The organism is Lysinibacillus capsici (genome assembly GCF_003367505.1).
In the GTDB taxonomy this organism is placed as follows: Bacteria; Bacillota; Bacilli; order Bacillales_A; family Planococcaceae; genus Lysinibacillus; species Lysinibacillus capsici.
This window is the reverse complement of record NZ_PXXX01000011.1, coordinates 152,648-170,243: the sequence shown is the minus strand read 5'-3', so window position 1 is coordinate 170,243 and position 17,596 is coordinate 152,648. Positions and strand designations below refer to the sequence as shown.

General features: G+C 36.4%; 19 protein-coding genes and 1 riboswitch. Of the genes, 3 read left to right on the top strand and 16 right to left on the bottom strand.

The features are described from left to right. Positions 1–96 precede the first annotated feature (96 nt). Positions 97–1,494: an MFS transporter gene (locus tag C7B89_RS09945; protein ID WP_115673615.1), complete on the bottom strand. Its 1,398-nt coding sequence runs from the start codon at positions 1,492–1,494 to the stop codon at positions 97–99. Between the two features lie 118 nt (positions 1,495–1,612). Between C7B89_RS09945 and C7B89_RS09940 the strand changes: the two genes are divergently transcribed. After that, positions 1,613–2,500, top strand: coding sequence for a LysR family transcriptional regulator (locus C7B89_RS09940; RefSeq protein WP_048392734.1), 888 nt, complete (start codon positions 1,613–1,615; stop codon positions 2,498–2,500). Between the two features lie 662 nt (positions 2,501–3,162). Here C7B89_RS09940 and C7B89_RS09935 read toward each other — a convergent pair. The 6 genes from C7B89_RS09935 to C7B89_RS09910 all read right to left on the bottom strand — a co-directional run bounded on the left by C7B89_RS09935 (position 3,163) and on the right by C7B89_RS09910 (position 9,008). Then, positions 3,163–5,043, bottom strand: coding sequence for an alpha/beta fold hydrolase (locus C7B89_RS09935; RefSeq protein WP_115673614.1), 1,881 nt, complete (start codon positions 5,041–5,043; stop codon positions 3,163–3,165). Between the two features lie 57 nt (positions 5,044–5,100). Then, positions 5,101–5,667 (bottom strand): TetR/AcrR family transcriptional regulator, encoded by a 567-nt coding sequence (locus C7B89_RS09930; RefSeq protein ID WP_054550174.1) that lies wholly within the window; start codon positions 5,665–5,667, stop codon positions 5,101–5,103. A 330-nt stretch (positions 5,668–5,997) separates the two neighbouring features. Then, complete coding sequence (locus C7B89_RS09925; RefSeq protein ID WP_244205622.1) at positions 5,998–6,942, bottom strand: serine hydrolase domain-containing protein; 945 nt, start codon at positions 6,940–6,942, stop codon at positions 5,998–6,000. Between the two features lie 193 nt (positions 6,943–7,135). Next, positions 7,136–7,897: a glycosyltransferase gene (locus tag C7B89_RS09920; RefSeq protein WP_115673612.1), complete on the bottom strand. Its 762-nt coding sequence runs from the start codon at positions 7,895–7,897 to the stop codon at positions 7,136–7,138. Between the two features lie 14 nt (positions 7,898–7,911). Next, the gene (locus C7B89_RS09915) at positions 7,912–8,466 is read right to left on the bottom strand and encodes a GNAT family N-acetyltransferase (RefSeq protein WP_115673611.1); all 555 of its coding nucleotides are present in this window, start codon (positions 8,464–8,466) and stop codon (positions 7,912–7,914) included. Positions 8,467–8,513: 47 nt separating this feature from the next. Further along, positions 8,514–9,008, bottom strand: coding sequence for a DinB family protein (locus C7B89_RS09910; RefSeq protein WP_048392745.1), 495 nt, complete (start codon positions 9,006–9,008; stop codon positions 8,514–8,516). A gap of 192 nt (positions 9,009–9,200) precedes the next feature. Between C7B89_RS09910 and C7B89_RS09905 the strand changes: the two genes are divergently transcribed. Further along, on the top strand, positions 9,201–9,587 hold the full coding sequence (locus tag C7B89_RS09905; RefSeq protein ID WP_054550170.1) for a hypothetical protein: 387 nt from the start codon (positions 9,201–9,203) through the stop codon (positions 9,585–9,587). 111 nt (positions 9,588–9,698) lie between these two features. On the opposite strand, the gene C7B89_RS09900 is transcribed toward C7B89_RS09905, so the two are convergent. Next, complete coding sequence (locus C7B89_RS09900) at positions 9,699–10,295, bottom strand: hypothetical protein (protein ID WP_115673610.1); 597 nt, start codon at positions 10,293–10,295, stop codon at positions 9,699–9,701. A 307-nt stretch (positions 10,296–10,602) separates the two neighbouring features. On the opposite strand from C7B89_RS09900, the gene C7B89_RS09890 reads away from it, so the two are divergent. After that, the gene (locus tag C7B89_RS09890; protein WP_048392750.1) at positions 10,603–11,094 is read left to right on the top strand and encodes a PaaI family thioesterase; all 492 of its coding nucleotides are present in this window, start codon (positions 10,603–10,605) and stop codon (positions 11,092–11,094) included. Positions 11,095–11,178: 84 nt separating this feature from the next. On the opposite strand, the gene C7B89_RS09885 is transcribed toward C7B89_RS09890, so the two are convergent. The 8 genes from C7B89_RS09885 to C7B89_RS09850 all read right to left on the bottom strand — a co-directional run bounded on the left by C7B89_RS09885 (position 11,179) and on the right by C7B89_RS09850 (position 17,593). Next, complete coding sequence (locus C7B89_RS09885) at positions 11,179–12,027, bottom strand: stalk domain-containing protein (RefSeq protein ID WP_115673609.1); 849 nt, start codon at positions 12,025–12,027, stop codon at positions 11,179–11,181. Between the two features lie 145 nt (positions 12,028–12,172). Next, on the bottom strand, positions 12,173–12,610 hold the full coding sequence (gene dut / locus C7B89_RS09880; protein WP_048392753.1) for a dUTP diphosphatase: 438 nt from the start codon (positions 12,608–12,610) through the stop codon (positions 12,173–12,175). A gap of 12 nt (positions 12,611–12,622) precedes the next feature. Further along, entirely contained in the window at positions 12,623–13,591 is a 969-nt protein-coding gene (nrdF, locus tag C7B89_RS09875; protein WP_004229921.1) for a class 1b ribonucleoside-diphosphate reductase subunit beta, read from the bottom strand. Next, complete coding sequence (gene nrdE / locus C7B89_RS09870; protein WP_054550167.1) at positions 13,579–15,672, bottom strand: class 1b ribonucleoside-diphosphate reductase subunit alpha; 2,094 nt, start codon at positions 15,670–15,672, stop codon at positions 13,579–13,581. Before nrdE ends, nrdF begins: the two co-directional genes overlap by 13 nt. Further along, positions 15,669–16,028, bottom strand: a complete 360-nt coding sequence (gene nrdI / locus C7B89_RS09865; RefSeq protein WP_048392755.1) for a class Ib ribonucleoside-diphosphate reductase assembly flavoprotein NrdI — start codon at positions 16,026–16,028, stop codon at positions 15,669–15,671. Before nrdI ends, nrdE begins: the two co-directional genes overlap by 4 nt. Next, entirely contained in the window at positions 16,025–16,249 is a 225-nt protein-coding gene (locus tag C7B89_RS09860; RefSeq protein ID WP_004229925.1) for a glutaredoxin family protein, read from the bottom strand. Before C7B89_RS09860 ends, nrdI begins: the two co-directional genes overlap by 4 nt. Positions 16,250–16,367: 118 nt before the next feature. Continuing rightward, positions 16,368–16,545, bottom strand: a riboswitch (cobalamin riboswitch). A 370-nt stretch (positions 16,546–16,915) separates the two neighbouring features. Further along, complete coding sequence (locus C7B89_RS09855; protein WP_048392756.1) at positions 16,916–17,197, bottom strand: hypothetical protein; 282 nt, start codon at positions 17,195–17,197, stop codon at positions 16,916–16,918. Between the two features lie 9 nt (positions 17,198–17,206). Continuing rightward, a complete protein-coding gene (locus tag C7B89_RS09850; RefSeq protein ID WP_016991732.1) occupies positions 17,207–17,593 on the bottom strand; it encodes an SHOCT-like domain-containing protein in 387 nt (128 codons plus the stop codon). Between the last annotated feature and the right edge of the window lie 3 nt (positions 17,594–17,596).

The following is a 17,596-nucleotide window of genomic DNA, read 5'->3' as shown; positions in this document are numbered from 1 at the left end:
ATCCTTTTGCATTTCCTTCCAAGCTTGATCTCATGAGGACCATTCCTTGATACTAACAGTTGTCATAACATTCAACTCCTATTTTTATTTTTTGTTTTAATTGCTTGTATTCGGTTCATCCAATTGCTCAGAATATCTGAGGCGCAGACTTATAAATACTAAGACCAATGCAATGACCGTTAGGAAAACTCCCAGCAATCGGAATCCTGTCAAGTTGAACGCACCTCCCATAATGATACCTGTCAACAGTGAAGATAAAATTGTTCCCAAGTATCTCGATGTATTAAATAGGCCATATGCTACACCAGCAATTTCTTTTGGAGAGCTTTTAAACAAAGCTGCCTGCATACTAACAGCGTTTAGCCCGTTGCTAAAACCGAATGCGGCTAACGCCAGGCACACACTGATGACTGGTGAACTTTGCGTCCATGTCACAATCCACACTGCCCCCACTACCATCAGTAATGAGGATACAATCAATGCAGGTCTTGGTCCCGATTTACCGACCCATTTCCCTGCTATTGGCGAAGCTACAATCGAGCTCAAGCCCAAGGTTAACATAAGAATCCCTGTCTGAAATTCACTGACATGACGCACCATTTGCAGGTATGATGGAATCCCAAAAAAGAGTGAATAATAAAGTAAGTTAACTAGCAAGTATTGTATATTGACCCAAGTCATCCCTGGATATTTGGCGAAGGTGCGTAAAGGAATAAATGGCGACATTGTTTTTAGCTCATGTTGTACGAATATTCCCAACGCAACGAGCCCGATTAGCACAAAAATGACATTCCATAGAGAGAAATGCCCAGATGATTTCGCTGACAGCAAGCCAACTAGAAGTGCAATCAGACCCACCGCAAAGAGCAGAATTCCTGGCACATCAATCACACCCAGTAATTTTTGAAACGACATGTCACGTGAAACAATTGCTGCCGATCCATCATTAGGAATCATTTTCCAAGCTAATATAAAGCTCGCCACAACAAACGGGATATTGACGATGAAGATCGCTGGCCAGTCCCACCATTGAATAAGTACTCCTCCTGCAAAAGGTCCTATAGCTGCCGCACCGGATAGGAAAATCGATAAACCTGCTAAAGCATCTGCTTGCTTTTCTGTAATATGAATGCGTACGATAGCTGTTCCAACTGCAATCAGCATACTAGTTCCGATTGATTGTACAATTCTGGACACTATAAGCCATCCGAAATTTGGAGAAAATGGAGCCAGAATAGAAGAAACTAAGGATACTAGAAGACCAGCTAGAAATATCTTTCTCCGACCGAATAAATCACTAGCCTTCCCCATTACAGGTTGGGCGATAGCACTAGCGATATAAAATGAAAACACAATCCAGGAAACAGTAGTAAAATCAATGCTATACACATGTTGCAACCTAGCAATAGCAACAGAAATCATTGATGAATTTAAAGGGTTTAATAATATTCCTAGTCCAACGGATATCATTAACCACCTGCTACGAGAATTCATATTTTACCCCCCCTTTATATTTGTTACATTGATATCTTACTTGAAATTTTACATTCATTCCAACGCATTTAAAGTTATGATATCATTGACCAAAAGGAATGATTGGAGAGAAAAAGAAATGGAACTTCTTCAACTACAATATTTTCTTGAGGTAGCTCGATTAGAGCATGTAACCGAAGCTGCCCGAAGTCTCCACGTTACGCAATCGTCGCTAAGCAAAACGATTCAGCGTCTGGAAGAAGATTTAGGGGTACCTTTATTTGATCGCACAGGCAGGAAACTGCGATTAAATGAATTTGGCAACAAATTCATTCGTCGCGCGGAAAGGGCTTTGTTTGAGTTGGAACAGGGGAAGCAGGAGATTAGCGATTTGTCCAGAGCAGAATCTGGTACACTTAAGCTTGCGGTAACCACAGCAAGCACTTTGCCCCAGATAATGCGAGAGTTTCGTAAAAAACGTCCTAATATCCAATTTCATGTGCAAATGCTGACCACACTGGAAATGGTCACGCTTTTACATCGAGGCGAAGTCGATTTTTGCTTGTCGTCCTCTCCTTTTCAAGGGCAAGACATCGAATGTCAAGTTGTCTTTGTTGATCCCATTCTTGTTGCAGTTCCTAATGGGCATCGGCTGGCAGACCGAAGTAGCGTATGTTTAACAGAACTTAAGGATGAAAGCTTTGTAGGTGTGAAAAGAGGATACGGCACTCGTGATTTAGTAGACGCTGTATGCAAATCGGCTGGAATTGACCTTAAATATGTGTATGAGGGCGATGAACCTACACGTTTGATCACTCTTGTAGAAGCTGAAATTGGACTTGCCTTCATACCAAGCACAGCAAAAATATCATGGGAAAAGATTAAATATTTGCAAGTTGAGGATCATGAACTTGTACGTGATATCGCTTTATTATGGCATAAAAGTCGATACATGACGCAAGCTTCATTGGAATTCCGCAAGGTAGTTCTAGACTATTTTGAGGCAATATCAAACCAGTCCAATTAATCTTATTGCATGACTCGTACCGATTCGATGAGCTTATGGAACAACCTACTATTAAATTGAGTATTATAACTTCTAACGAATAACGTGCATAATATATTTATTAGTTAGAAGTTATGCCCTGAAGTTACTCTACAATCTGGCCCGATTGTTGAATGAAAGTTTAATATATGTTAAAAAAACTTAATACATTGGTGCCTAAGATAGTATTACTTTAAAAAATAGTTTCCCCATTTCATATAATAAAAAAGTTGTTTTCAGCTGCCATATCCAATAATAGGACATATGAACATAGGCGATTATTTACGAATGCTCATTGAAAAAGATATTAATCCTCAATCACCTCGATATCTATTAAAAAATGCAATTAGATCTGGAATTATCTTCAAATAATTCTTTTAATGTCTCTGTTGGAATATGAATAATTTCGTAGTCCCTTTCGTCTTCCCCATACTCTAAAAAAGAATTTTCTTTAAATAAAACAATATACTGCATCAAGTTTCCTTTTATTAAATTCGTTCTTCTTGATTCCTTAATTCTGAAGAATAATACTAAATAACCAGTCGTCAAATAAATTTTGACAACTGGTTAGGTGTATACTTTTTCGGCTGTAATATATCAGTAATTTTCACTGCTACCTGTAGAAAGGACACTAAATAGTAGTTTTACCGAAGCAAGATCTCAGCTTCTTTTGCAAATTCATTACTGTTTTTTATGACCAAATTAGCCGTTTCACTCGGATGGCTAAGAGGAAAATGATGACCATATGGAACAAAATCAACCTTACCCAGATGTGAAGGAGCAGAATAGCCTCTGTCAGAATCCCCCCAAATAATGTGAAGATTATACTTTGTTACTTCATTGAAATCACCTTGAACGTTTTTCGATAGTAAACTATTAAGCTGAACCGTAGTATTTAAAATTCTAGGAGAAGTAAAACTTTTACTTAGTTTTTCAATATAATGTTCAGGGATGCTCTCTATACTTTCAAATAAACCATTACTTAATAAATATCGCTCTATCAAATTAGTAGTTGCCAATTTCAATGTCCATTTGTTCATAAATTGAGGAACATATATCGATTTAGCATTTATTTTAGTAATAGGTGGCTGAAGTAAAGTAATTGTATACTTCTTATCTATGTACTTTTGTACTAATGCTTCCAAAAGAATATACGCACCAAATGAATGGCCAATTAGATGGGCGCCGTTAGTAGCTTTCTCCAATAATTTTTTTACTACATTCAAATAGATATTTAAAAGATTTTTCTCGCGTTTAAAAGGAGAACGTCCCAAACCTGGAAGATCCAAGATCCATACAGGTTGACCCGTTTTTTCATGAAGCTCATGCGCTAAAGGAAATAAATCCTCCCCATCACTCAATAAACCATGTAATAAAATAAACGGTTTTCCTTCTCCGTGTAATTGGTAAAGGGTATTGTTATCGCATAATGTTCGCTCAAATAAATGATGATGTTCACCATTTTGATACATCAATCGATAATCCAGATCAGCTACTACGGCAGGGAAAAAGTTCATGACACTCATCTTCTTAAACCAATCTCCCCCCCTCATGTTTTTCACCGAACCATTTGAAAATGTTCGTTTTGTGATAAAATTCAGTCCATCAGAAGGAATGTTTGTTATTTTACTTACTCCACTTTTCATTATTGTTTTCATAAGCGGCATTGGAACAGAGATTTTTGGTGCCCTCATATTCATACTTTCCGACATAACACTTAATAATTCAGCAATGTTCGGATCGTTCACTTTGTCATCAACAAGTGTATATGTTTGAATAGCCGGCTGCTCCAATTTGAAAACCTGCACAATAAACTTCGCAAACTCATCGTTTGAAATCAGTGGCAACCTATATCCCTTATCTCCAGGAATCACTGGCATGAGCCCTCTTCGCATACTTGTCACAAGCAAACCTAATCCTGCTATCTGCTCTGTACTCCCTGTTTTACTACTACCAACCACAGTTGGCGGATTAATGACAGACAGCGGATAACCTACTGCTGATGCCTGTTGACGGATATAAAGATCAGCTAAAAATTTTGTTTTCTCATATGGATTTTTTATTTTTAAAAATTTGTTTCCTTCTTTAAATACATCTATCGCAACCTTGCTATTATTATCATCAAAGGGACTCATGTAACCTACAACATGGATAAATTGCTGTAAGCCCTTCAATTGATGAATACTTTTAGCGAATTCACTAATATGTTTGGCGCCATTCAAAAATACAGAAGTTGCCTCTTTGTTTGTCGCTTGAATATCCATGGAGCCTCCTGCGTGAATAATCACATCCGTTTTCAATACCAACTCCTTATCTTCAGCACTTAGACCTAAGTCTATTTTCGTTAAATCACCTTCAATAAAGTGCATATTTTCCTCTTTTAAGATGCCTCTTTCCTGAAAAATATGTGTTGCTTTACTTTTCGACCTCACTAAAAGAAGAATGTTCACATCCTCTTTGACTAATTCATTCACTAATTGCTTTCCAATAAAACCTGTTCCACCCGTTAAAAATACTGTTCTCATAAAAATCCTCCTAGTAGTACTGTTTAGTACTAATTTGATGTAAAAAAAATGCTTCTTTTACCGAAGCAAGTTAAACAAATGATCTGCTGTTTTCATGATTACAGTTGCATCCTCCAGTGTTTCTGAAATAAATAGCGCTCCTTCAAGATTTGTAATAAAAAGAGATGCAACCTCGTCAATATTTATTGTCTTTCTAAATTCACCATTCTCTACCCCTTGTTTAAGGAATAAAGAAACTTTCGTTTGTAAGCCTTTAAAAAAAAGACCTATTTTTTCTTTTACTTTTGTGGCATTTGTAGGACTTTGAATATAAAGGGTAATAAATGGACAGCTCCCCTTATATTCTCTCGTCTGAACTCCTTGTGTTATTTGCTTTAAAAATAGTTTGATACGATCTTCAACTAATAAATGGTTTTGAGATAGTAAGTCATCTATTGCAGATTGATACATTTCAATCCAATAATCAACGACCCCTTCCAACAATTCTTCCTTATTAGAGAAGTGATAATACACATTAGACTTTGAAACTTTGCTTACACGAACTAATTCATCCATGCTTGTATAAGCGAACCCTTTTTCTAAAAATAATGTTGCAGCTACTTCAATTACACGTTTTTGATTCATTAATTTTACCTTTGTCATAATTAGTACTATACAGTACTACAATGGGTGTTGCAAGTATTTTTGTTAGTTTAAAAAAATTTTGATTAAAAATGCGAAACTTTAATTGATTTTAAAAATGTCATGTTGAACAAAATTGAACGAATCCCCAAAACTGTTTTGGATGGCTTGTAATGTTATTTTGTAGTCAATAAAGTAGATGCTTTTATGCCCATTAAGGATGATTGACAAAATTGATTCATTAATATCCTTCATTCAATATAAAAACTCCATTTTGATTGATGATGATCAAAATGGAGTGTATTTAACATAATTGTTTATTATGCCTAGCTGTTATTCAAACAATGGCATCATATGTTTTCTAATCAATTCAACACGATCCTTGGCACGTGGCATAAAGCGCGAAGCAATCGAAATGACCATCTTCTTTTGAGGATTTATGAATATTACATTTCCACCATCCCCCAAAGCTGCATAGCAATCATCAAGTATCCACCACAAATAACCATAGGTCAGCTTTCCTGATCGACTTTGTACTTTAGTGCTGTCCTCTATCCATTGAGAAGAAAGAATTTGGCGACCGTTCCATACACCCCCATTTAAATAGAGCTGACCTATTTTGGCCATATCTCGGGTTGTTAACGTAAGTCCCCAACCAGCGGTATTTACTTCCTTAGGATCTACTATCCAGCCAGTTACATATTTATCCTTCAGAAAAGCGAAATAGTCTTCTTTATTTTGTATAGTTGTATTTGTGGGAGCTTTGATTGCAAGAGGTTTAAACAAGTTTTCTGTAGCGAAATCAAGAACAGATTGACCAGTGGCAGTTGTAAGAACACCTGATAAAATATGTGTGCCAACGGTAGAATAGTTAAACACCCCAATACTACCTTTGCCTCCTAGCAAATCCAATGCAGCTTTTACCCAGTCATCACTTGAATATACTTTTGTATAAGGCTCTGACTTGTATTTATAGGGTGCAGTCATTGACAACAAATTTGCGATGGTGATGTTTTGAATGGTTTTTTCGCCACGTTTCACTATATAATTTGGAAAAAAATCTAACACATGCTGTTCTATATTTTTCATATATCCTTTATCAATTGCCATTCCAATAAGAATGGAGATGATACTTTTAGTGACAGATGCTATATGCAAAGCATCATCTGGGGTGTACCCATCAAAATATTTTTCGTAAATTAAATGATTATCTTTTCTAATAGCGATGCCTGCTATATTGGAATACTCTTTTTCTATTAAATCTTCAAAGTTATTCATCATTCTGATTGTTAGGGTTTGACACATTGACGTCAGCTATATCAATCCCCATCCTTTCGCTAAAATGAATCATCAATATTGATGTAATAAAGAATATTTTATTATAAAAAATTATTCAATTCTTTTCTTTTTTCCAGCTAGTGTGATAACAAAAAAACGTTAATCCTTGTTCGATTAACGTTACGGTTTCTTTTTATCTATCTTCATTTTCATAATATGCTTCATTCGCATGTTTCTGATCTGTACCTTTAAGGTATGCTAGGATCATTTTAGGACGTTTAAGTAAAACCCAGTCTCCATGCTTATCAAATTTTCTGCTTGAAGTGATCATTCCATTTTGAATTGTTCCGTATTTTTTTCCGTTCTTTTTTCCCCAATCTTTTAATCGTTTAGCAAAATCGGCATCTTCTGCCATGAGCATATTTTCATTAAATCCATTAATTGCTTGAAAATCTTTTTTGTAGCACCAAAAGATGCCTACAGAAATTGCACCATATTTTAAAAATATTGGTCCGATTAATAACAAAGCTGAAACAAAAATTCCTAAGGACATTCTTTCAAACTTTCCTGTAACGCCCCCGCCAATGTACTTACCTGTGCTTAAGTTCTCTACTGCCTTCGATAACACATGTTCGTTCATCTGTGTATCGGCATCAATTGTGACGATGATTTCCCCTCTTGCTATATCAACGCCAGCGTTCCTAATCTTCGAAAGGTTCTTATCGCTATTTTTTAGTAGGATACAATTATACGATTTTGCAATTTCCTCTGTTCTATCTGTACAGCGATTTAAAACAACAATAATCTCTACTTGATTTTCAAAGGATTTGGAAGCCTTTAAAATAGATTCTAAGCATTTTCCAATGTATTTTTCTTCATTATGGGCTGGTATGACTATTGAAATTTTTATATCCTCTTTCTTTTGCACTTCTAAAGAGTTCTCCATGTCGTACATACAGCTCCTCCCTTTTAAATGTCTTCTGCATTTATAAAATAAACCAGCTGATCAGTCCACTTGTTGTCCTCGTATATGAATCCTTTCCTCGTGCATTCATAAAGCATCCCAACATTTTCTGCTAATTTTATAGATGCCGTATTGTCGAGGTTTATATGAGCTTCTATTCGATGATAATTTAATTTTTCAAATGCTAGATCAATCGCTGCCTTTACAGCCTCTTTACCATAACCTTTTCTCCAAAAATGGTTATGAATGGTATACCCGAACCTAGCCCATTGAAATTCTTCCCTCATAATTGTGGAAAAGTCTACAAAACCAATATGCGTATTATCTGTTTTTCTAAATACTCCAAATACATACACCTTATCATCCTCAGCCATCTGATGATGCTTAGTAACTAAATCAATAAACCATTCTTTCGTACAGATGCTCATATCTAATTTACCTTCATCGTATTTATGCTGGGAAGGTAAACGATTTTCATATTGCGTAAGCCAAGAAGAGTAATCTCCCTCTTCCATTAATCGAATAATTAATCGTTCTGTTTTCGTCATTATCTTAGTCAATCGAACACCTCATACCTTTCTAAATAGCGATTCATGGAAGTAGTTTACTAGGCTTCTTCGTCTGCAGAGGGGCCGTAGATGCCTGGTACTGGAATATCGAGAAGTCGCAAGTATACCCCAAGTTGCGCCCGATGATGGACCATGTGGCTTAATCCGAAGGTGCGGAACGCAATTGCTCGAGGCTCTTGGCGAATAATATGGTCACCATGACGTAGTGTCCATTCCTCTCCAAGCGTTTTCTCATCACATTCAGTAAGCATCATTTCCAGTTTTCTTACGTTTGTATCGAACTCATCCAGAATGTCAGCTCGCTTTTCTAATGCCTCTCGTCGTAACGGAACGGTGGAAAGATCAAAGTCTAAGTACTGTAAAATAGCCATTTGCCAGTTTAGCAGATTGATTAGGTGCGTGGCCAGACCTCCTAGTGTCATTGATTTCTCATGTGGCCTCCATGTCATATGCTCGTCGGGCAAGCGTTCCAGCATGCGACGAGTAGAAGCCAATTCCTGTGTTGTATCCCCAACAATCAATTGTTTAACCATAAAATCCCTCTCCTCCCTTTTAATCAGCATACTATAAATTCCATTCAAGGGGAAAGCTCTCAAATAAGTTTTTATGCTATGGTTAAACCTTTTTTAGACTGTTAGAATATGTAAATACTTCGAGGGTTTTGCAGTTTGAAGAAATGTTCATAAGGGAATATACTAGATTGAACAAAAAGGGGTGAAGACAAGGTGAAAATAAGAACATTTTTGTTGTTAATGATTTGTTCCTTAGCGTTAGTTGCTTGTAACGATCAGAAAGAAGCATCGGAGGTGATAGAAATTCAAGAATTAATTAATTTCGATGAAGTGCAACCCGATACTTTACAACAAATCTCCGATGCGAAAGATATTAAAATTATAGAAAAAACATTTAAAAAAGCTAGAGAATTCGGTGAGGTCGATAACGAAATTGCTCCGCAGTATAAGATCAAACTAAACGATGATGAATACTATCTATGGATTGATAATACAATCACTGGGACAATAGCAAACGTAAACAGTAAAAATATGTTCTACAATATCCTAGCTACCGATGAATTTAAAGAGGCCATTAATTATCGAGAGCAGAATAAATGATTTTTAAATAATTGTAGCAACGATCTGTAAGAAACATAGATTGTTGCTATTTTTTTAGGGTATGTTTCATATTATCTAGCTTCATGTTGCTGGGAATGTTCTCTCACTTTTTCAACGGATATAGAGCCCCTCCGTATTAGCGATCTTTTCTAATAACTCAAGATTATGTTGGCTGAAAATTAAAAAGGCTAAGCCATTCCCACTAAATACAATATTCTCCTCAGGTGAAATAAAATGTAAATGGAGATGGTCCGAAACAGCTAATTTTATTAGTGAATTTAACATTGTGTATTCATCAATGTTTACAAAAGTTCCTTCTGTAAGATCTTTAGGTATAATTTTACCCCACTCATTCTCGTAGACTTTATAATACAATTGATCCTTATATAAAGGATCTGGTAAATAATAAAATGCATAAAATTCAGATGATTTTAACCACATCAATTCAAAAAATCTCTCGAATTTTTCAAGGCTTTTCTGGTACGAATGATAATCCTGCGTTTTTTGTTGGAAATCGACCATCTCTAATTTATCGAAGAATACTTCTACTTGACTATATTTTTCATTACTTTTTATCTGATAAGGGTAAATATCAAGTATTTTAGCACTTTCATAATCATACAATTGCTCTAGTAATTCTTCTAATTTTTTACTGTCTTTATTAGTTGCTTCCTTGCAAATACAATCGATTATATTTTCTAATGACATACCTTTTGACTCCTTTAATTCCTTCTTCAGCACGGTAAAAGAAAAATGTAACGATCTTAGTATACCATCTTTCTTTTGTTGACCATGCCAGCGTTTTACAAGCTATGCAGCTTTTCCTTCTTCCTGATACCAGCCCTCCCCATCTGTCATTAATAAAACTTGTCCAACTTTATGGTAGTGCTTTTTTACATAGTTTAAATAGATGGAATATTTAGATTTTTATTGATGGAATGGAAATGATTAATTATACTTAAATGATTAACGTTCGATTAGAAACAAATAATACTAGAGTATTGGGGAGAGAAGAATGGAAGAATTAAAAGTAGAAAAAGCAATTCAAGATATTTATCCAGATGATATCGCTTGGTGTTATGGGTGTGGCCGTTTGAATGATGATGGTCATCATCTTCGCACGGGGTGGCATGGTGATAAGACGATTACAATCTATACACCTGAATCAAAATATATGGGTATTCCAGGATTTATCTATGGTGGTTTAATTGCTTCATTAATTGATTGCCATGGAACAGGGTCAGCAGCGCTTGCCTTGCATCGTAAAAATGGACATGAAATTGGTGATGGAGCGGAGCCACCTCGATTTGTAACGGCTAACCTTAATGTAGATTTCCTAAAGCCAACACCCCAACATGTTCCATTAAAGGCAATTGGCACTGTTGAGGAAATTCACCCGAAAAAATGGAAAGTAGAAACTGAAGTTTACGCGCAGGATACGCTTTGTGCTCGTGGAACAGTAGTTCTTGTAGTCATGCCTAGTACTTTTCTAAATAAAAATGATTAGCATTTTTTATCCTCACTAAAAATAAGAAGAGCACATCTTATTTATAGATGTGCTCTTCTACTGCGTTTTTAATGGATTATATAATCAAGGAACTGTATTACTAATAACTGTCACAAAGCCATTTCTCGTGGCAGTTTCCATTAACGAATAAATAGAGTCACTGGCTGTTTTGTTAAACTCATACCATTTGTCAACAGTGGCATCATAAATCAACACGTCTGGCTGTCCAGTCAAAGGTTTATCTGAAGATTGCACCAACGAATAGAGATCATAACGTGCTATGCTACTACCTTCCTTGTTCAAGAAATCATATTGGCCCATTTTATAATAGCCCCCAATTACGGTGCTATGGACAGACCAGGTGTAGTCGTTAGGCTGTTTTATCTTCTTGCCCATATTTTTAGTAAATATACGGTGCATTTCTTCCATATAGGCATTGCCATTGATTTGCTCGACTACTCCCCCCATTGTCATGTGGTATTCATGAAGTAATGCTTTCACTTCCACACCCTTAATCATCAATGGCTCTGTATCGATTGAGATCGTTAAATGATCGTAATGAACTTTACAGCCAAAGGTTTCTGCTAGAAAACGTAATGGTACAATGGTGCGTCCATTCTTTAAGTATGGCTTTGCATCCAATAATACCGTTTTTCCATTTACGGTGGCTTTACTACTGTTTAACTTTAAACTGACTTTCATCTCACTTTGGGTCAGTATCACTTGCCCTTCCGACCAATGCACCTTAGCCCCTAAATTTTCACTAATCACGCGTAAAGGTACCATTGTTCGATTGTTTTTTATTTCGGGCTTCACATCCGTTTGTACTGTCATACCGTCCACTTTTAGTTGACTACTAGCTGCTGTAGCAGTTGTGATCGATGTAAGAATGACAATCAACATAAGGAAAATACCTGAACATATTTTTTTCATGATTATTAGCTCCTTTAATTCGCTATCATTACTTCATTCCATATGTACCCTATTATTTCCTCCTGCTATTAGCAACGGTAACAAAAAAATCCTGCATTTTCGCAGGATTTTTAAGTAAACTTTATGCGGTTTATATATAGGTACGCTATTTCGTACCACTTGCACCAAATCCAGATTCTCCACGGACCGTTTGAGATAATTCATCTACTTCCACTAATTGAATAGAAGGAACAAATTGTATAACCATTTGAGCAATGCGCATTGATTTTTCTACGATAAATGGTTCTTGACCATGGTTGATTAAAATAACACCGATTTCGCCTCTATAGCCTTCATCTATAGTGCCTGGGCTATTCAGTACGGTTACACTATGCTTTAATGCTAGTCCACTTCTTGGTCGAATTTGGGCTTCCGTTCCCTTAGGTAACTCAATCTGAATACCTGTCTTAATGAGTTTGGCTACGCCTGCTGGGATTTCTACTGCTTCTATGGAATAGAGGTCCATGCCTGCATCACCAGGGTTGGCTTGTATCGGTAGCATGGCATCAGCGTGAACTTTTTTAATTTTTACTTCTAGATTCATTGTTCTTCATCCTTAACGATTAAAATTGAATGTGTCATCTGTGATCGGCGCAACTTTTGCCTTGGCATAGGTAGCACCCTTTTGTGAAAAGAAATCATATGTGGAACCTTCATTACGAATACCATTCATCACAATTGGATTGACTTCCTCTTCTGGGAACATGGCTTCAAAGCCGACATTCATTAAAGCTTTATTAGCATTATAACGTACATATGCTCGAACTTCAGGTGATAATCCTGTTTCCGCATAAATATCATCTGTATACTTCATTTCATTTTGATATAAATCTAATAATAGCTCATAGCCCCATAAATGTAGCTCTTCTTGCTTTTCCTTTGAAAATTGCTTGAATAAATTTTGAGCAAAAAATCCAACTGCTACCCCATGGATAGATTCATCGCGCAAGATGAGTGAAATAATCTCGGCACTGTTTCGTAGGAAGCCTTGTCCTCCTAAGTATAGTGGATAGAAAAAGCCAGAATAAAACAGGAAAGATTCAAGCATAACGGATGAAAACATCGCTTTCCATAAGCTCTCTGGATTGCCTTCTTCAATACTATTATAAATGTCTGCTATTTTATTGGCTTTATACTGTAGAAATTCATTTTTCTTGACCCATTCAAATAGCTCGTCGATTTCTTCGTTTGTACAAAGCGTTGTGAAAATATAAGAATAGGACTTGGCATGTATCGCCTCGAATGCATCAAAAACGGTTAGGACAGCCTTTTCCTGTAAATCGTCTGTATAAGCAGCAACACGATTCATCCCGATATTTGTTTGTACAGTATCCAGTAAGGTTAATCCTGCAAATACTTTTTTATATGTGTCCTGATGCTCAAAGCTTTTCCATTGTTTAATATCTTTACTGACCGCAATTTCTTCTGGAAACCAAATTTGCTTCCATTGCTGGTCCCAAAATATTTGGGCAAGCTCACTTGTTGCCTTATTCCAATTGACTGCCTCATAAATTATATTTGACATGCTACACACTCCTCTAAGCTTTGTAATCGTTGACGAACATAGTAAACAGACTTAATGCCCTTTATCCACGCATAAATGTATACTTTAGCCAATTGTTCGGTTGTCCAATTGTCCGTTACATAAAGCGTCATGGAAATACCTTGGTCAACGTGCTTTTGAGAAGCTGCATATAAATCAATTAAATCATACGGATTTACATCATACGCCTCCACATATAAATGACTATTGTCATTTGTTAAATGAGGCATTGGATAAATGGTTCTACTATCGGCGTAATCACGAACCTCTACGCGCTCTGTACATGGTGCGATTGAAGCCGTACAGCTACGAATATATGAAATACTACCAGTTGGGGCAATAGCCAAACGATAGGAATGGAATAGACCGTACTGCATTACATCCTGCTTTAACGTTTCCCACATCTTGTTTGTGATGATTGGAATATTGCCAAGCGCCTTCAACACAGCAGGCGATAGTTCTTCTTCAGTTTTATTGATATATTGGTCAAAATAGCTACCTGATGCATAATCACTGTCCTCAAATCGGTAGAAGGTTGCAGCTTTTTCTTTCGCCATTTCCATCGAAGATTTCAGAGAATAATAGTTCATCGCTTCCATAAAGTGATCCATGAAATCAATGGAATCTTTTGAGCCGTACAGGATGCCTTCTGTCACGAGATGCCCATGGAGGTTCATACAGCCAAGCCCTACAGAATGCATTAATTGATTGGCTTTTGCAACAGACGGAACATTCTTAATGTGTGTCATTTGCGATACATTTGTTAATAGGTGCATGGCTGTATCGACTAATGCGCCGAAATCATTGACTTTACTTGCTGCATGGATATCGATGGAACCTAAGTTACACGATACATCTAATCCATAGTCATTTGGTTGATCCTGGTCCGTAATGATACTTGTCTCTTGTACTTGTAAGATTTCTGTACATAAATTGGACATTTTGACACGTCCAATATTTTTTAAAGGATGTACCTTATTGACATTATCATCAAAGATTTCAAACGGATAGCCTGATTCAAATTGTGCTTTTTTCACCTCTGTGTAAAGCTTGCGTGCATTTAAACGTTTAATTTTACGAATTTTAGGGTTATCAAGTAGCTCGTAGTACATGTCTGAAATAGAAATTTCAGACATACGTTTGCCATATTCTTTAAAAATATCGTATGGGCTAAACAACACAATATCCTTATCACGTTTCATCAGTTCGAAGAAAATACTAGGTATAATAATCCCTGTTGAAAGGGTAGCGAGGCGAATTTTATCATCAGCATTTGGTTTTTTTGATGAAATGAAATTTTCTATGTCTGCATGGAAAATATTTAGATAGACAACACCTGAGCCATTTCGTTGCCCTAACTGATTAGAATAACTGAAAGAATTTTCTAACAGTTTCGCTACTGGGATGACACCACTTGCACGATTTAATATCTCTTTAATTGGATCACCTAATGGACGTAAATCTGTTAAGTTGACCCCAACTCCACCACCAAGGCGTGATAGCTCTAAACAATAGCCAATATTTTCAGCAATACTATTCATGGAGTCATCCATTGATAATTTAAAGCAGCTGACTAATTCACCACGTGCTTTCTTACCACTATTTAAAGCAGTTGGTGTTGCAGGCTGATAGGCTTCCATCATTGCTTCGACAGAGCGTTCTGCTAGAGCCGTGTTGCCTTGAGCTAAATACAAAGCAATAATGACAATACGATCCTCATACTTTTCTAAGATCTCTTCCCCATCACGACTTTTCATAGCATAGCTATCGTAAAATTTGCTTGCGCTCATAAAGGATGGAAAGCGGAAATTATAATCATAGGCTTTCTTGTACAGCTTCTTAATAAATTCCATTTCGTACATGTCGATAAATGCTTTCTCATAGTAGCCCTCATCAACTAAATAGCGTATTTTTTCCTCAATATCTATAAAATAACGCAAACGTACGTTAACATACTCTAAAAAGTAGCGGCGCGTAGCTTCGCGGTCCTTTTCTAACTCAAGTAATCCAGTTGTACTATAACGATTCAGTACGTCATTATTAAGCTTTAAATAGGTTTTCATCTCATTACCCTCGTTTCATAAAACGTTTGTATTGCTTCGTAATCCGTTTGATTACCTCGTAAATCTAATTTCCTTACTAAGGGTACATGATAGGTAGCAGCGATTTTCTCACCAGCAGCGCCAAATACATGATGACCGAAGTTACTATTACCACTGGCAACTACTCCTTTACAAAAATCCCTGTTTTTTTCTAAGAAACGTTGTACCTTTGCTGGAATGTCACCTAAACCATCTGTGTAGGTAATTAAGAGATATGGCTTGTTCAATCGCAATTCTTCCGAGAGCTCGATACATTCTGCCTTTAATTTGGATACAACATTTCGGACATTACCTGTACGACTCGCGTAAACAATCATAGGGCAATCAACTCAATTTGAGAAACAATTTCCTGAACATCTCCTATGAAAGTTTCATTCATCTCTAAAACAGGCACACTTAAAAAACCTGCGTCAATAATCGTTTGCTTTGCTTGTTCATCGTGATCGATGTTAACAATTTCAGCTTCAAGTCCTGCACGTTGTAGTTCAGATTTTACCCATAGGCATTTTGGACAAATTGTTTTCGTATAAAGTTTCATAGAAATCCCTCTTTTCATAAAATAAAAAAGCCTATCTCCTCTAAAGAGATAGGCTAAATGGAAACGTTAACATACCAAAAATACTGACGTTCCCATCTCTTAATCCCCGAAGAAATGATAAATTTGTTTTATAAAGGCAGGTCTCCTGGCTTTGCTTCATTCTCTGATTCCCTTCCCATGCAAATGCACAGTGGTTGCAATCATCGTCAGCTTCACAGTTGCGGGGACAGCGTCGGAATTGTACCGAACTTCCCTTTTAAACTACATGTAGTAGTACCTTTGTAAAACGAACACAATATATAGTTGTTGTTCAATAGTTTTAAGTGTACCATCCTTCAAATGAAAAGTAAATCAAGATTCTAAACTTCTTTATTTTTGGATTATTCAGTATTTTTAATTATGTAGTTCCAAATAGATTACCACTAATCACTTATACCCAAATCAAAAATCTATTTTTAACGATGTACGTGATTTTCTATTAAAATGGATCTAGAATTCTAATTTGAGTTTAAAGAAATCTTCTATTTTATGTACCATTGAAAAATAGTTGTCTCTATCGTAAGTCCTGAAATAATGATCATCTCTTACCCATTTCAAATGATGCTCATTACATTAATAAAGAGCATGCTTTTATCATAACATGCTCTTACCATTCTATCATTGGGATTATAGTCTAACCTTAACCTCAGTCCCGTCCTGAGCTTTGACATCGACTAGCACAAGTCCTTTATAATTTTGTAGTTCCTTGATAATCGGCTTTAGCATTTCTTTGTCGATGAGGGGAAAGGTAAAGTCTATTTTCTTTTTATCGAAGTATGCCTTTGTCCACTTATTGGCTTGTTGCTGTATCCATTTAGAAGTTAAAATGGAGAGGACAATTGTTAGCACAGTATAGGGAACAGGGACGGTAAAGCGAACGTCTTTTGCTTTCACTTTTACATGCATCATTCGTCGCCTCTACTCAATGAAGACTGCAACGGAATCCCCGTTTGCTGATTTTATATCTACAATTTGTCCATCTAGTTCATTTTCAATTGCTTCAAGAAGAAGATTGATGTCGATATCTTTTACGTATTTTTCCGATTGCGGAATACTTGCAGCGATGCTGTGTCCTGCCATCAATACGGCTTTGACAAGTTTAATTGGTAAATTTACCGTGACATTATCATTTTCGGTGGATACAACACGGACCTTTAACGTTTTATCTAAATACTTTGTTTTTTCCACAAATTTATTCTCTGATTCTTCTTTCTGTTGTAGCACTTGAATCAGCTCTGATCCTTTATCCGCATCAATTTTGCCCTCTTGAATCATCGTTAACACTTTTGTAATTTCCTCTTTCATGGT

Coding starts and splice junctions, on each gene's coding strand:
- C7B89_RS09945 (WP_115673615.1), bottom strand. CDS start 1,494: ATGAATTCTCGTAGCAGGTGGTTAATGATATCCGTTGGACTAGGAATA.
- C7B89_RS09940 (WP_048392734.1), top strand. CDS start 1,613: ATGGAACTTCTTCAACTACAATATTTTCTTGAGGTAGCTCGATTAGAG.
- C7B89_RS09935 (WP_115673614.1), bottom strand. CDS start 5,043: ATGAGAACAGTATTTTTAACGGGTGGAACAGGTTTTATTGGAAAGCAA.
- C7B89_RS09930 (WP_054550174.1), bottom strand. CDS start 5,667: ATGAATCAAAAACGTGTAATTGAAGTAGCTGCAACATTATTTTTAGAA.
- C7B89_RS09925 (WP_244205622.1), bottom strand. CDS start 6,942: ATGAATAACTTTGAAGATTTAATAGAAAAAGAGTATTCCAATATAGCA.
- C7B89_RS09920 (WP_115673612.1), bottom strand. CDS start 7,897: ATGTACGACATGGAGAACTCTTTAGAAGTGCAAAAGAAAGAGGATATA.
- C7B89_RS09910 (WP_048392745.1), bottom strand. CDS start 9,008: ATGGTTAAACAATTGATTGTTGGGGATACAACACAGGAATTGGCTTCT.
- C7B89_RS09900 (WP_115673610.1), bottom strand. CDS start 10,295: ATGTCATTAGAAAATATAATCGATTGTATTTGCAAGGAAGCAACTAAT.
- C7B89_RS09890 (WP_048392750.1), top strand. CDS start 10,603: ATGGAAGAATTAAAAGTAGAAAAAGCAATTCAAGATATTTATCCAGAT.
- C7B89_RS09885 (WP_115673609.1), bottom strand. CDS start 12,027: ATGAAAAAAATATGTTCAGGTATTTTCCTTATGTTGATTGTCATTCTT.
- dut (WP_048392753.1), bottom strand. CDS start 12,610: ATGAATCTAGAAGTAAAAATTAAAAAAGTTCACGCTGATGCCATGCTA.
- nrdF (WP_004229921.1), bottom strand. CDS start 13,591: ATGTCAAATATAATTTATGAGGCAGTCAATTGGAATAAGGCAACAAGT.
- nrdE (WP_054550167.1), bottom strand. CDS start 15,672: ATGAAAACCTATTTAAAGCTTAATAATGACGTACTGAATCGTTATAGT.
- nrdI (WP_048392755.1), bottom strand. CDS start 16,028: ATGATTGTTTACGCGAGTCGTACAGGTAATGTCCGAAATGTTGTATCC.
- C7B89_RS09860 (WP_004229925.1), bottom strand. CDS start 16,249: ATGAAACTTTATACGAAAACAATTTGTCCAAAATGCCTATGGGTAAAA.
- C7B89_RS09855 (WP_048392756.1), bottom strand. CDS start 17,197: ATGATGCATGTAAAAGTGAAAGCAAAAGACGTTCGCTTTACCGTCCCT.
- C7B89_RS09850 (WP_016991732.1), bottom strand. CDS start 17,593: ATGAAAGAGGAAATTACAAAAGTGTTAACGATGATTCAAGAGGGCAAA.